Source organism: Candidatus Devosia phytovorans (genome assembly GCA_029202405.1).
GTDB classification, from domain to species: Bacteria; Pseudomonadota; Alphaproteobacteria; order Rhizobiales; family Devosiaceae; genus Devosia; species Devosia phytovorans.
The window spans coordinates 1,249,941-1,262,841 of record CP119312.1 but is presented as its reverse complement, the minus strand read 5'-3'; the positions used below and the strand labels follow the sequence as shown (position 1 = coordinate 1,262,841).

Below are 12,901 nucleotides of genomic sequence, written 5' to 3'. Positions count from 1 at the left end.
TCTGTTTGCTGGATGTAAGCTAGGCAGGCAGGTGACCACGAACAAGGCCTGCCGACGTATTCGTTTTGCTCTATCTGTTGCCCATCAGGTAAGGTTTTCATCACCTGCTTGGTCTAAGCCTCGATCATACTTATTCAGATGATGAGCCCCACCATGTTCGTGGATCAGACCTCGCTGCTGCTGGCGCTCGGTTTTGCCGCTTTCGCCCTCGCCACGACGCTGTTCGTCACCTGGCTATCGGCGCGCAGCGAACGGTTCATCCTGATGTGGGCCACTGGCGCCGCGGTCATGGTTCTCGCCTTTGCCGGCTTCTCCATCTACGCCGTCACCAGCATCTACCTGCTGCTGTGGATCTCCAACATGCTGCTGACCGGCAGCTTCGTGATCTTCTATGGCGCCGGCTGCGTCTTCACCGAAAAGCACATGCCGCAAGGCCGCGTGACGCTGGTGGGGAGCCTCGTCGCTACCGCCATCACCGTGCCTTTCATCATGGGTTTCGACGCCCTCGGCGCCATGATCGGCAACCTTGCAAACGCCACCGTACTCGCCACCACCGCCAAAAAGTTCTGGGACGGTCGCGATGAGGCCCCGCTCTGGGTCGGCGGCATCGTCGGCCTCTACAGCCTCACCGCCCTCTCCTTCATCCCCTGCGCGCTGGTAATCTACCTCAAGGGCCCGCTGGTGCTGACGGCGCCCCCGAGCGGCTGGGCCGAGGATCTCAATTCCATCGTCGGGCTGATCGGCCTCACTGGCATCGGCGCCCTGTCGCTCGCCCTCAACCAGGCCCGCGTCGCCCGCCGGCACCAGCACGCGGCCAATACCGACGACCTGACGGGCCTCCTCAACCGCCGCGCCGTGTTCGAACGTTTTGCCTCGAACAACATGGAAACGACCACCGCGGCCGTCATCTTCGACCTCGACCATTTCAAGTTGATCAATGACCGTCACGGCCACGCTGCCGGTGACGAGGCGCTGAAGCGCTTTGCCAACCTGCTGCGTCAGCAAACGCCTCCCGGCGCCTCGGCCGCGCGCATCGGTGGTGAGGAATTCATCGTCATCTGGCCGCTGACCGATGGCGCCCGCGCCCTGGCACTGGCCGAGGCCATCCGCGCCAGTTTTGCGTTGGAGCTTGTCCAGGGTCCGGCAGGCGCCTTCCATGGCACGGTCAGCGCCGGCATGGCGCTGGGCCTGGGCCTATCCGACAGTTTCGAAGCTACCATGCGCCGCGCCGACGACGCGCTCTACGCTGCCAAGCATGGCGGCCGTAACCGCGTCGTTACCCATGATACGGGCCTGGGCAGCGCATCACCCATTGTGCGCAAGCCTTCGGCCTAGATCAGGCCCAGCTTGGCGAGATCTGCAGCCAGCGCCAGCGATTCCGCATTCTCGTTGGCGCCCAGGTCGGGCGGCGCATCCTTGGGCTGCAGATAACGCCAGCCCTGGAACGGGCGCTTGGGATAGGGCACCGTGCGCACCATGTCCGGGGACATGATGATATCGCAATAGTCGATTCCCTCGTCATTGGTGAACTTGGCCAGTCTGACGATCGGCTGGCGGCACACGACCTGCCCGGCAATCACCCAGTAGATCGACGAGAGGCCTTCCATCTCCTCCCGGCGCTTGGGCATCATGCGGGTGCGATGCACATGCACGTCTTCGCCATAGTCGGCGTCCCACCAATGAGCGCGCTCGTTGCGATAGCTTTCCAGCTCTTCGAGGCTCGAGACGCCGACGCAGAGCTTGATCATATGGATCATGCAAGAGTTCCCGGTTTGACGCGGCCCTGGATGACATCGATCTCGTCGTCATCAACGATCCACGGCTCGTGCAGCGCCAGCTTCAGCCAGTCCTGGAAGGCCGGCAGCGCATAGATAGCCTCCACATAGGCGGAGGCAAGGTCGGACACCGGCAGCGCGTAGGTGCGGATACGCGTCGCCACTGGCGCAAACATCGCGTCGGCTGCCGTGAAGGCGCCGAAGAGGAATGGCCCACCCGAAACGCTCAGCAGCCCACCCCAGAGCGTTTCCAGCCGGTGCAGGTCCCTGGCCACCGAATCCACGCTGACCTTGCCCGGATGCGCAGCCCGCAGGTTCATCGGCGCATGGCTGCGCAGCGAGCCGAAGGCCGAATGCATTTCCGCTGCCGCCGCCCGCGCCAGCGCCCGTTGCTTGCGGTCGGCCGGCCAGATCGCCTTCTCGGGGAAGCTGTCCGCCAGATATTCGATGATGGCGATGGTTTCCGGCACAACCAGATCATCATCAAGCAGAACCGGCACCTTGCCGGTCGGTGAGCGCGCCGCAAGATTTTCGCGCCAACCCTCGCCCGAGAGCTGCAGCACTTCGTCCTCGAAGGGAATATCGAAATGCTTCAGCACCAGCCAGGGCCGCAGCGACCAGGTGGAATAATTGCGATTGCCGATCAGCAGCTTCATCTTTGCCCCATTCAGAAAAGGAAGGGCGCCCGCAGTGGCTTGGGGCGCCCTTCCAAATTGCTGTCAGTGAATAACCTAGGCGTCGATTCAGACGCCTGCAATAACGGAGAAAACCAATCCCATGGACAACAGGCAAACCAGTGTCCAGCTTGCGGCACGCCACATATTCGCGACGTTCTTCGGTTGACTACGCATGTTCGCTCCTTGTCAGCCGTTCACTCCGGAGCTGGTCGCTTTGCCCGCTTGCAGCGCCCGGTAGCAAATCGTTAACTGCGTCATAAATGCTTTGCAATCGACAAAGTTGCCACACTCCACAGCCACGAGACGGTGACGGTTAAGCCGCAATCAGCAGTATTCCTCGCATTTTAGACAAGGTTTAGAACAGGCCGAACCAGAGGCCAGCGATGCCCAGGAAGGCAAAAAATCCGACCACGTCAGTGATCGTCGTCACGAAAACCGCCGAAGCGATCGCCGGATCGGCCTTAAACTTGTCCAGCATCACCGGGATCAGGATGCCCGCCGTGCCCGCAACGATCAGGTTGATGATCATGGCCAGCGCGATGACGCAGCCCAGCTGCAGATTGTTGAAGCGCACCCAGGTGACGAGCCCGATCAGCACGGCAAAGATAGCGCCATTGGCCATGCCCACGACCATTTCTCGGGTGACCAGCCGCCGCAGGCGCCGCCCGTCCAACTCGCGCATCGCCAGCGCGCGCACCGTCACCGTCATGGTCTGCGTCCCGGCATTGCCGCCCATCGACGCCACGATCGGCATCAGCACCGCCAGCGCCACCATCTGTTCGATGGTCGCATCGAACAGGCCGATGACAAAGGACACGGCCACCGCAGTGAAGAGGTTTATCACCAGCCACGGCACGCGGCTGCGTACCGTATCGAAGGTCGAGTCGGAAATATCCTCGTCGCCCACGCCGGCCAGCAGCTTGATATCCTCGTCGGCCTCTTCGTGGATGACGTCGACGATATCGTCGATGGTCAGAACGCCGACGAGGCGCTTGCTCTCGTCCACCACGCCCACTTCGACAAGGTCATAGCGCTCGAAGTCGCGCGCGGCTTCTTCCTGGTCTTCGTTGGCATCGACCAGCACGAGGTTGGTATTCATCAGCGCTTCGATGGACGTGACGCGCTTGGCCCGCAGGAACTTGTCGAGCGGAATGGTGCCCAGCACCTGATAGGACGCATCCACCACATAGATCTGGTAGAACTCGTCGGGCAGGTCCTTTTCGCTGCGCAGATAGTCGATCGTCTGCCCCACCGTCCAGAACGGCGGGATGGCGATGAAATCGGTCTGCATCCGCCGCCCGGCGGAATCTTCGGGAAAATCGAGACTGCGCTTGAGGCTCAGCCGCTCGAAGGTCGGCAGCTTGGCCAGGACTTCGTCCCGGTCCTCCTGCTCGAGATCCTCGAGGATCGCCACAGCGTCGTCGCTGTCGAGCTGGGCCACGCCGCGGGCAATGTCCGCATTGGGGATCTCGTCCATGATCTCCATGCGGACCGATTCATCGACCTCGGTCAGCGCCGAATAGTCGAAGCGATCGCCCAGCAGGCGCACCAGATGCAGGCGTTCGTCCGGATCGAGCGATTCCAGCACGTCGCCCAGGTCGGCGGCATGCAAGGGCTCGACGACGGTCGCGACATCATCGTCGCGCCCGGCAGCCAAATAGGCGCGCAAGCGTTCAAGCCAGAGCGGACTGATGCGGTCTTCGCTGTCGCGGAACGCATTGCTGTCGATCCCGGCCTCGAGGTCGGGGGTCATCTCTGGATCTGTGCTCATTGGGGGCCCTTGTGGGTCAGAATTTGGGGGCAGGCCAAGCTGTAGCCAATCACATGGCGATCCGCCAGACTGTGTCGATCGTAAATGAGGGGGTTATGATAAATGTCCGATGACCTCGACCGGGCCTTCACCCGCATCGAAAAGCTGGCTGAGGCGCGCGCCCTGCCCGGCCTCTCCCGCTCCACCAGCTATGGCACGCCAGCGCTCAAGGTGAAGGACAAAAGCTTCGTCCGGCTGCGCGAGCCCGATGTGCTGGTCCTGCTCTGCCCGCCCGAGCAAAAAACCCTGCTGATGGAAATCTCGCCCGAAACCTATTTCGAGACCGAGCATTATATCGGTCACGCCGCCGTGTTGATCCGGCTCGACCGGATCAGTGACGAGGAGCTTTCTTTGCGCCTCGAAGATGGGTGGCGGCACAAGGCGCCCAAAGCGCTGTCAGGGCAAAAGCCGATGCAAACGTCGCAGGATGACTGAATTTCAGCCCCATCTTCGCCCCAAAGCACGGCTTAGCTCTCGGCGTTGTGAAGACCAAGATCAAACAGAGATAGAATCCAAAGGAGATCCCATGTCGAAGACTTTGCTCGCTCCGCTTGCCATTGCTGCGGCTCTCGCCCTTGCTGCCTGCGGCGGTGATGCCCCGCCGGCTGGTGGCGCCACCCCACCCGCTGATGCAGCCCCTGCAGCGCCCGCGACCACCCCGGCACCAGCCGCTCCGGCCGAACCAGCGCCAGTCGCGCCCGCCAGCTAAGGCAGAAACACCAAGGGCCACCCACCGGGTGGCCCTTTCGTTTGGGCAATTCTATTCGCGCTCCACGGCCCTGCGCGCCATGCTGGTCGCCAGCGCTTCATTGCCATAGCCGCGAATACCGTCGACCGCGCCTTCGAAGTCGGCGGTTTCCCGATTCTGGCTCAGCTTGGATTTGGCGATGATGCGCGTCACCTGGATATCGAAGGCGACGATCTTTTCCAGCATGTCGCTCATATAGTCGGCCGGCGCATCGGCCATGCGCCAGGCCTTGTCGCCATTGAGCTGCCGCTCGCGCTCACGCGTCAACAGGCCGACAGCCGCCCGCTTGGCCCGTTCCTCGTGCTGGAAGGTGATGGCGCCATAGACATGCACCACCTGGTAATTCCAGGTCGGCACATGGCGGTGATGCTCCTGCTTGCTCGGGTAGAAATTGGGCGAGACATAGCCATCGGCGCCACGGAAGATCACCAGCACCTCCTGCTCGTCCGCGATAAGCCGGTGCATGTCATTGGCCAGCGCCACATGCCCGATCAGCACGCCATGCTTGTCGGCGAGCAGCGGCAAGTGATTGGCGATCAGCCCCTCCGCTGTCTGCGCCACGACGCAGCCCAGCGGCGCCGCCGCCATGACAGCCGCGATCTCGGACGAATCCACTTCCCTGAAATGCTCGGGCAGATACATGGCAACGCTCCATTGCACCAATGGCAGCAGATTTGTCCGGCAAGGCCTTGGACTCAAGGCCCAAAAACAAAAAAGCCCTCCCGAAGGAAGGCTCTTTTCGTATCATCCGGAGATGATTGGTGCGGTCGAGAAGACTCGAACTTCCACGCCCTTTCGGGCACAGCGACCTCAACGCTGCGCGTCTACCAATTCCGCCACGACCGCATTCTGGTAGCGCCTCAACCCGTTGGGTCGAAGCGAGTGGGGATGTAGCAAAGGTCTTTCATAACCTCAAGCGCCTAAATCGAGATTTTCAAACCACCTGTTGGAAACTGTCATCGAATTGACGTCCCGGGGTCACTCTTCGCCGCCTCGGGCAGCCGAGACGTGGCGGATTTGATAGAGGGCTGTCGCACCACATCGGGTGCGCCTACCCCCTGCGGAAGATCTTTTCGGACACCATCACGCGGAGATGGCCATCTTCGACGCTGACTTCGCCATGGGCAATCAGGGTGGAATTGGCGTAGATGTTGAGCGGATCGTTTTCCGTGGCATCGAGCTCGATGACAGCACCGCGCCCCAGGCGCAGCAGATGGTGGATCGGCAGGGTCGTCGCACCAAGCTCGACCGTGATGTCCACTTCAATATTGTCTAGTGTGCTCATACTTAGATACGAAACCCCGCGGCGGGCCACACGAAGCGCCCGCTGACTCTGTTACCCCAATTGTCTGGCAGTCATGGTTATGGAAGCGTTAATTTCAGGCGACGAAACCTGCGAAACCAGTAACAAACTGGCACGCAATGACGGTCGGCCCGTGCAATGGGTCATTTCATCCGACCCCGTGCCCTACCCCGTGGCGCTGGACGCGATGAAGGCCCGCGCCGCAGCCATTGCCGCCGGTGAGGCCGAGGAAGCCATCTGGCTGCTCGAACATCCGCCCCTCTATACCGCTGGCACCTCCGCGGTGGCCGAGGATCTGCTGTCGGACCGTTTTCCGGTCTATGACGCCGGGCGCGGCGGGCAATATACCTATCACGGCCCCGGCCAGCGCGTGGCCTATGTCATGCTCGACCTGACCCGGCGCGGCCGCGATATCCGCTGCCTCGTCCAAGGCCTCGAAGGCTGGGTCATCGATACCCTGGCCGCGCACAATATCACCGGCGAGCGCCGCGATGGTCGCATCGGCGTCTGGGTCAAGCGCCCGGACAAGGGCGTGCTCAAGGAAGACAAGATCGCCGCCATCGGCGTCCGCGTCTCCAAATGGGTGACCTTCCACGGTATTTCGCTGAACGTCGCGCCCGACCTCTCCCATTACGACGGCATCGTCCCCTGTGGCATCACCGACCAGGGCGTCACCAGTTTCGAAGACCTGGGGCAATTGCTCTCCATGGCCGAAGTCGATTCTGTGCTGCGCGCCGCTTTCGAGAAGCGTTTCGGACCGACCGTTGCGGCGGGCGAGGAAAGTCTTGTCAGCCACGCCCCGCATGGCCAAGTTGCGTAACGACAAAATCGAGCCTCGGAGGCCAAGATGACCCTGGATGACCTGAAGCGCCTGTTTACGAGGCAGACCCTGTTCAAGCTCGACGCGATCCTGTCGCCGAAACTTGTGCCCATCCTTTACGCGCTCGGCCTCGCCGCCATCCTGCTCTGGGCTGTCAGTCATCTGTTCTGGAGCTTCGGCTTCGGTTTCGGCAACGGCCTCTGGGGCCTGCTCGAAATTCTGGTGTTCGGCCTCTTGAGCTTCGTCGGCCTGCGCATTGCCTGCGAAGCGCTGCTGGTCTGGTTCAAGACCCATGAGCAGACCGGCGACACGGTCAATCGCACCCGCTTCTCGGCCAGTCTGCTCGACGAAGTCCGCGACGCCATCCGCGACCTCGCCGAAGAGGGCGACGACGCCGATTATGCCGAGGCCGACGAATATATCACCCCGGCCACCGAGCCCGCGCCCTATGTCTCCCCCACCCCGGTAGCGCCGACCACCCCCGATGCCCCCCGCGCGCCAGCCACGACCTCGGGCGAAGTCTTCGCCAAGCCGCGTCGCACCGCCAAGCGCACGCCACCGCCCAAGAACGTCACCTGACGGGTTCTGCAAGCTCAAACAAAAAGGCCGCCGCGACTTGTGTCACGGCGGCCTCTTTCATTGCGGCAGGCAGCTTACTGCTTGTTGACGCTCCAGGCGCCCGGACCGGCAAACACCAGATACAGGAAGACGAAACAGAACAGGATTGCCGCATCACCACCATTGGCGACAGGGAGAGCGCTCGAAGGGGCATGGGCCATGAAGTAGGCGACGGCCATGGTGCCCGAGGCAAGGAATGCGGCCGGACGGGTGAAGAAACCGATGGCGATCAGCACGCCAGTGACGATTTCGATGACGCCGGCAAACCAGAAAATGCTGCCAACCGGCGGCAGCATGCCTTCGGGGAAACCCAGCACCTTCTGGATGCCATGGGCCAGGAACAGCACGGCGGTAACGATGCGCAGCACGGCGAGGGCCTGCGGCGCGTAGGCGGAGAGACGGTCGAACATGTTTGCTCCTTTGAGCATGGGGACGCTGCGCCACCCCAAACGGGCGCAATTGACGATAAACCGCACTAAAGCAAAGAGTTGCAAGCCAGAACCGTCCTGATCACGGACGCACTGTTCACTGAAATGAACATTCAAGCCTATGTGTTCGCCGGAATCAGCAGGTCAGCCCCGCATTGTGCGGGGGACGGTATCATTGCGTAACCGTCGATCTTTCTGTATGACGCGCCCAACAAATCCAACATTGGAATTCTCGCTCACATGAGCCAAGCGCCAAAAATTGGCCTCGTCAGCCTCGGCTGCCCGAAAGCCCTCGTCGATAGCGAACGCATCATGTCCACGCTGCGTTCGCAGGGCTATTCGTTCAGCCGCGACTATGCCGGCGCCGACATCGTCCTCGTCAACACCTGTGGCTTCCTCGATTCCGCCAAGCAGGAATCGCTCGAAGCCATCGGCGAAGCCCTCAACGAGAATGGCCGCGTCATCGTCACGGGGTGCCTCGGCGTCGAAGAATCGATGATACGCGAGACCCATCCCAATGTGCTGGCCATCACCGGCCCGCATCAATACGAGGACGTGGTCTCGGCGGTGCACAGCCACCTGCCACCGGTCCCCAACAAATTCGTTGACCTGGTGCCAGAGCAAAGCCTCAAGCTCACGCCGCGCCACTATGCCTATCTCAAGATTTCCGAGGGCTGCAACAACCGCTGCTCCTTCTGCATCATCCCCCAGATTCGTGGCGATCTCGCCTCGCGCCCCGCCGGCGGCATTCTCGCCGAAGCCGAGGGCCTCGTCCGCTCGGGCGCCAAGGAACTGCTGGTCATTTCCCAGGATACTTCGGCCTATGGCCTCGACATCAAGTATGCCGAGAGCAATTACCGCGGCCGTCCGATCAAGGCGAAGTTCTATGACCTTGCCAAGGAACTGGGCCAGTTCGGCGCCTGGGTGCGCCTGCACTATGTTTACCCCTATCCCCATGTCGACCAGATCATGGAACTGATGGCCGATGGCCTCGTCCTGCCCTATCTCGACATTCCCTTCCAGCACGCTTCCCCGAAAGTGCTGAAGGCCATGCGCCGCCCGGCCCATCAGGAAAAGACGCTCAACCGGATTCTGGACTGGAAGAGCCAGGTCCCCGACCTGACCGTCCGCTCCAACTTCATCGTCGGCTTCCCCGGCGAGACCGAAGATGATTTCGAGATGATGCTCGATTTTATCGAGGAGGCCGAGATCGATCGCGCCGGCTGCTTCAAGTATGAGCCCGTAACCGGCGCCCCGGCCAATGAGCTGGAAGGCATTGTCCCCGACGACGTCGCCCAGGATCGCTGGGAACGCCTGATGGAAGTGGCGCAAAACGTCTCCGCCGGCCAGCTCGCCAAGAAGGTCGGCCGCACCATCCAGGTGCTGGTCGATGACGTCCAGCCCGAGAGCAACAAGGCCATCGCCCGCTCCAAGTGGGACGCACCCGAAATCGACGGTCAGGTCGTGGTCAACAATGCCACCGGCATCAAGATCGGCGACATGGTCGACGTTCTGGTCACCGACAGCGACGAATATGATCTCTTCGCCGAACCGGTAAAGTCGCTGAACTAAGAACGGCTTGGCTGGTTTTCCGTACTCAATTTTGCAAGGCGTCGCGCAAGCGGCGCCTTTTGCTTTTGGGATCACGCCACGCCCTCGTGGTTCGAGGGTCGCTGCGCTCCCACCTCACCATGAGGGCTGTTGATGCATCGAGTTACCAGTAGCCCTCATGGTGAGGTGCGAGTTTTTCGCGAGCCTCGAACCACGAGGGCGTGCCACCAGCGCCCGAAACAAAATCCCTCAGCCCTGCCCTCCGGCGCAACGCCATTGCCTCACCCTGCCCCAGCGTAAATTACTCATCCGGAACAGCGCTTTGGCGCTTTACCGCGGCACCAACCTGCCCTCATTTCGACGCCAACCTCATCACCCGTTGGATTGCAGCGTCATAATGAACAAGCTTTTCGTCACCGCCATTGCCGCCGTTGCTCTCGGCACCAGCCCTGTCTTCGCCCAGCCCACCGACATCCTCAACGCCTCCTATGACATCGCCCGCGAGCTTTTCGAGGCCGAAAACGCCGCCTATGCCGAAAGCGGCGCGACCATCACCATCAACCAGTCCCATGCCGGCTCCTCGGCCCAGGCCCGCGCCGTGCTGGAAGGCCTCGCCGCCGACGTCGTGACCTTCAACCAGGTGACGGACATCGCCCGCCTCGTTGATGGCGGCTTCGTCTCCGACGACTGGGCATCCGACTTCCCCAACAATGCCGCGCCCTTCTATTCCTTCCCGGCCTTCCTCGTCCGCGAGGGCAATCCCAAGGGCATCAGCGACTGGGGCGATCTGGCTGAAGAAGGCGTTCAGGTCATCATTCCCAACCCCAAGACCTCGGGCAACGGCCGCTACACCTATCTTGCTGCCCGCGCCTGGGCGGTCGAGGAATATGCCGGCGACGAAGCCCAGATCGAGGACTTCCTGACCCGCCTGCTGAACAACGTGCCGGTCTTCGAGACTGGCGGCCGCGCCGCCACTACCGCCTTCACCGAGCGCCAGCTTGGCGACGTGCTGGTGACCTTCGAGGCCGAAGTGCTCGGCGTGCAGAAGCAGCTCGGCGAAGACCTCTATGACGGCGTCATCCCCTCGGTCAGCTTCCTCTCCGAATTCCCGGTGGCCGTGGTCGACAAGGTCGTCGATGCCCGCGGCAGCCGCGACATCGCCAAGGCCTATCTCGATTTCCTCTTCACCCCGGAAGGCCAGGAAGTGGCTGCCGCCAACTTCCACCGCCCCTATGACGAAACCGTTCTCGCCGCCCACGCCGAGACCTTCCAGGACATCCGCCTTGTGACCGTCGAAGACGCCTTCGGCGGCTGGGACAAGGTCGCCGAAGAACACTTCGCCGACGGCGGCCTGCTCGACAAGGTTTTCCTCAATCAGTAGGACCCAAACTTGCGCCTCCCCTGACTAGGGAGGCGGCTTTCCAACACGTCATTCCCGCGAAAGCGGGAATCTCCCTTGCCGAAAAGGGGGGATTCCCGCTTTCGCGGGAATGACATTGCATGAGACTGGCTTCAATGGCGAAAAAACCCGGCAAACACCTGCTGCCCGGCTTCGGGCTGACGCTGGGCGTCTCCATGCTCTATCTCACGGTCATCATCGCCCTGCCGCTGCTGGCCATGCTGCTTAAGGTCGGCGGCATGGGCTTTGAAGAATTCTGGCGCATCGTCGCCTCCAACCGCTCGCTGGCCGCCTATCGCATCACCTTCAGCTCGGCCCTCGTCGCCACCATCTTCAACGGCGCCCTCGGCCTGCTGCTTGCCTGGGTGCTGACGCGCTACAGCTTCCCCGGCAAGCGAATTCTCGACGCTCTCGTCGACCTGCCCTTCGCTCTGCCCACCGCCGTTGCCGGCCTGGTGCTGGTCACGCTCTTTGCCCCCACCGGCTGGTATGGCCAACTGCTTGAGCCCAATGGCTTAAAGGTCAACTACACCCAGGCCGGCATCATCGTCGCCATGACCTTCACCTCCATTCCCTTCGTCGTCCGCACCGTCCAGCCCGTGCTCGAGGAAATGCAGGGCGAACTCGAGGAAGCTGCACAGACCCTTGGCGCAACCGCATGGCAGACCTTTGCCCGCGTCATCTGGCCGACCATCCTCCCCGCCTTCATGGCTGGCTGCGTGCTCTCTTTTGCCCGTTCGCTGGGCGAATTCGGCGCGGTGGTCTTCATCGCCGGCAACCTGCCCGGCCTCACCGAAATCGTTTCGCTGCTGATCTTCATCCGCCTCGATGAATACAACTACGAAGGCGCCGCCGCCCTCGCCTTCGTCTTGTTGCTGGCCGCCTTCATCACCCTGCTGCTGACCAATGCCCTGCAAGCCTGGCAGGTCCGCTACGCTGACAGGAGCCGCTGATGACCACGGCCGCCGCCCGCTCCCGGGCCGAAATCACCCTCATCGCCCTCGCCTTCCTTTTCGCGGCACTCCTGCTCGTCGTGCCACTGGCCGTGATCTTCACCTTCGCCCTGCGCGAGGGCGTCGGCACCTATCTTGCCAATATCCTTGAACCCACCACGCTCCACGCCATCGGCCTCACGGTCTTGACCTCCGTGGTCGTCGTCCCGATCAACATCGTGGTCGGCATCTGCATCGCCTGGCTGGTCACCCGCTTTCGCTTCCCCGGCCGCCAGGTGCTGATCACCCTGATCGAACTGCCCGCCGCCGTCAGTCCGATCGTCGCCGGTACGGTCTATCTCTTCCTCTACGGCGGCCAGGGCCTGATTGGCCCAGCGCTGCAGGGCGCCGGCATCCAGCTCATGTTCACCGTCTGGGCGATATTCCTTGTCAGCCTCTTCGTCACCGCACCCTTCGTTGCCCGCGAACTGATCCCGCTGATGCAGCAGCAGGGCACCGAAGACGAGGAAGCGGCCCTATCGCTCGGCGCCAATGGCTGGCAGATGTTCTTCCACGTCACCCTGCCCAATATCCGCTGGGCGATCCTTTATGGCGCCATCCTCACCAATGCCCGCGTCATGGGCGAATTCGGCGCAGTCTCCGTCGTCTCCGGCTCCATCCGCGGCCAGACCAACACCCTGCCCCTGCAGATCAGCCAGCTCTTCAACGATTTCAACGTCACCGGCTCCTTTGCCGCCGCATCCACGCTCGCCCTGATGGCCGTGCTCACCCTGGTGCTGAAATCCACGCTGGAATCCAGGGGCGGCTGGCGCTGACCAG

General features: G+C 62.2%; 15 protein-coding genes and 1 tRNA gene. 9 read left to right on the top strand and 7 right to left on the bottom strand.

The annotated features are described in order from the left end of the window. Positions 1–153: 153 nt before the first annotated feature. Positions 154–1,335, top strand: a complete 1,182-nt coding sequence (locus P0Y65_06485) for a GGDEF domain-containing protein (GenBank protein WEK05898.1) — start codon at positions 154–156, stop codon at positions 1,333–1,335. Here P0Y65_06485 and P0Y65_06480 read toward each other — a convergent pair. The 3 genes from P0Y65_06480 to mgtE form a co-directional block, all read right to left on the bottom strand. Further along, positions 1,332–1,757 (bottom strand): DUF1489 domain-containing protein, encoded by a 426-nt coding sequence (locus P0Y65_06480; GenBank protein WEK05897.1) that lies wholly within the window; start codon positions 1,755–1,757, stop codon positions 1,332–1,334. The two genes, P0Y65_06485 and P0Y65_06480, sit on opposite strands and share 4 nt — an antisense overlap. After that, positions 1,754–2,431, bottom strand: coding sequence for a glutathione S-transferase family protein (locus P0Y65_06475; GenBank protein WEK05896.1), 678 nt, complete (start codon positions 2,429–2,431; stop codon positions 1,754–1,756). Before P0Y65_06475 ends, P0Y65_06480 begins: the two co-directional genes overlap by 4 nt. Before the next feature lie 376 nt (positions 2,432–2,807). Further along, positions 2,808–4,223 carry a magnesium transporter gene (gene mgtE, locus P0Y65_06470; GenBank protein ID WEK05895.1) on the bottom strand — a complete coding sequence of 472 codons (1,416 nt, stop codon included), beginning with the start codon at positions 4,221–4,223 and terminating at the stop codon, positions 2,808–2,810. Positions 4,224–4,325: 102 nt separating this feature from the next. On the opposite strand from mgtE, the gene P0Y65_06465 reads away from it, so the two are divergent. Both P0Y65_06465 and P0Y65_06460 read left to right on the top strand, forming a co-directional pair. Continuing rightward, positions 4,326–4,697 carry an MmcQ/YjbR family DNA-binding protein gene (locus tag P0Y65_06465; GenBank protein ID WEK05894.1) on the top strand — a complete coding sequence of 124 codons (372 nt, stop codon included), beginning with the start codon at positions 4,326–4,328 and terminating at the stop codon, positions 4,695–4,697. A gap of 91 nt (positions 4,698–4,788) precedes the next feature. Beyond that, the gene (locus tag P0Y65_06460; protein ID WEK05893.1) at positions 4,789–4,971 is read left to right on the top strand and encodes a hypothetical protein; all 183 of its coding nucleotides are present in this window, start codon (positions 4,789–4,791) and stop codon (positions 4,969–4,971) included. A 51-nt stretch (positions 4,972–5,022) separates the two neighbouring features. Here P0Y65_06460 and P0Y65_06455 read toward each other — a convergent pair whose 3' ends face one another. The 3 genes from P0Y65_06455 to P0Y65_06445 all read right to left on the bottom strand — a co-directional run bounded on the left by P0Y65_06455 (position 5,023) and on the right by P0Y65_06445 (position 6,295). Next, positions 5,023–5,652 carry an FMN-binding negative transcriptional regulator gene (locus P0Y65_06455; protein ID WEK05892.1) on the bottom strand — a complete coding sequence of 210 codons (630 nt, stop codon included), beginning with the start codon at positions 5,650–5,652 and terminating at the stop codon, positions 5,023–5,025. 117 nt (positions 5,653–5,769) lie between these two features. Beyond that, positions 5,770–5,856: transfer RNA gene (locus tag P0Y65_06450), tRNA-Leu, on the bottom strand. A gap of 205 nt (positions 5,857–6,061) precedes the next feature. Continuing rightward, positions 6,062–6,295: a FliM/FliN family flagellar motor switch protein gene (locus P0Y65_06445; GenBank protein ID WEK05891.1), complete on the bottom strand. Its 234-nt coding sequence runs from the start codon at positions 6,293–6,295 to the stop codon at positions 6,062–6,064. A 79-nt stretch (positions 6,296–6,374) separates the two neighbouring features. Here P0Y65_06445 and lipB point away from each other — a divergent pair, with 79 nt between their 5' ends. Continuing rightward, positions 6,375–7,133, top strand: coding sequence for a lipoyl(octanoyl) transferase LipB (lipB, locus tag P0Y65_06440; protein ID WEK05890.1), 759 nt, complete (start codon positions 6,375–6,377; stop codon positions 7,131–7,133). Positions 7,134–7,160: 27 nt separating this feature from the next. After that, the gene (locus P0Y65_06435; GenBank protein ID WEK05889.1) at positions 7,161–7,712 is read left to right on the top strand and encodes a DUF4282 domain-containing protein; all 552 of its coding nucleotides are present in this window, start codon (positions 7,161–7,163) and stop codon (positions 7,710–7,712) included. A 74-nt stretch (positions 7,713–7,786) separates the two neighbouring features. Here P0Y65_06435 and P0Y65_06430 read toward each other — a convergent pair whose 3' ends face one another. Then, a complete protein-coding gene (locus P0Y65_06430; protein ID WEK05888.1) occupies positions 7,787–8,161 on the bottom strand; it encodes a DoxX family protein in 375 nt (124 codons plus the stop codon). A 258-nt stretch (positions 8,162–8,419) separates the two neighbouring features. Here P0Y65_06430 and rimO point away from each other — a divergent pair, with 258 nt between their 5' ends. The 4 genes from rimO (at position 8,420) to cysW (ending at position 12,897) form a co-directional block, all read left to right on the top strand. Then, the gene (rimO, locus tag P0Y65_06425) at positions 8,420–9,751 is read left to right on the top strand and encodes a 30S ribosomal protein S12 methylthiotransferase RimO (GenBank protein ID WEK05887.1); all 1,332 of its coding nucleotides are present in this window, start codon (positions 8,420–8,422) and stop codon (positions 9,749–9,751) included. A 376-nt stretch (positions 9,752–10,127) separates the two neighbouring features. After that, complete coding sequence (locus P0Y65_06420) at positions 10,128–11,111, top strand: sulfate ABC transporter substrate-binding protein (GenBank protein ID WEK05886.1); 984 nt, start codon at positions 10,128–10,130, stop codon at positions 11,109–11,111. Positions 11,112–11,230: 119 nt separating this feature from the next. Further along, positions 11,231–12,082, top strand: coding sequence for a sulfate ABC transporter permease subunit CysT (gene cysT / locus P0Y65_06415; GenBank protein ID WEK05885.1), 852 nt, complete (start codon positions 11,231–11,233; stop codon positions 12,080–12,082). After that, the gene (cysW, locus tag P0Y65_06410) at positions 12,082–12,897 is read left to right on the top strand and encodes a sulfate ABC transporter permease subunit CysW (GenBank protein ID WEK05884.1); all 816 of its coding nucleotides are present in this window, start codon (positions 12,082–12,084) and stop codon (positions 12,895–12,897) included. Before cysT ends, cysW begins: the two co-directional genes overlap by 1 nt. The last annotated feature ends 4 nt before the right edge of the window (positions 12,898–12,901 follow it).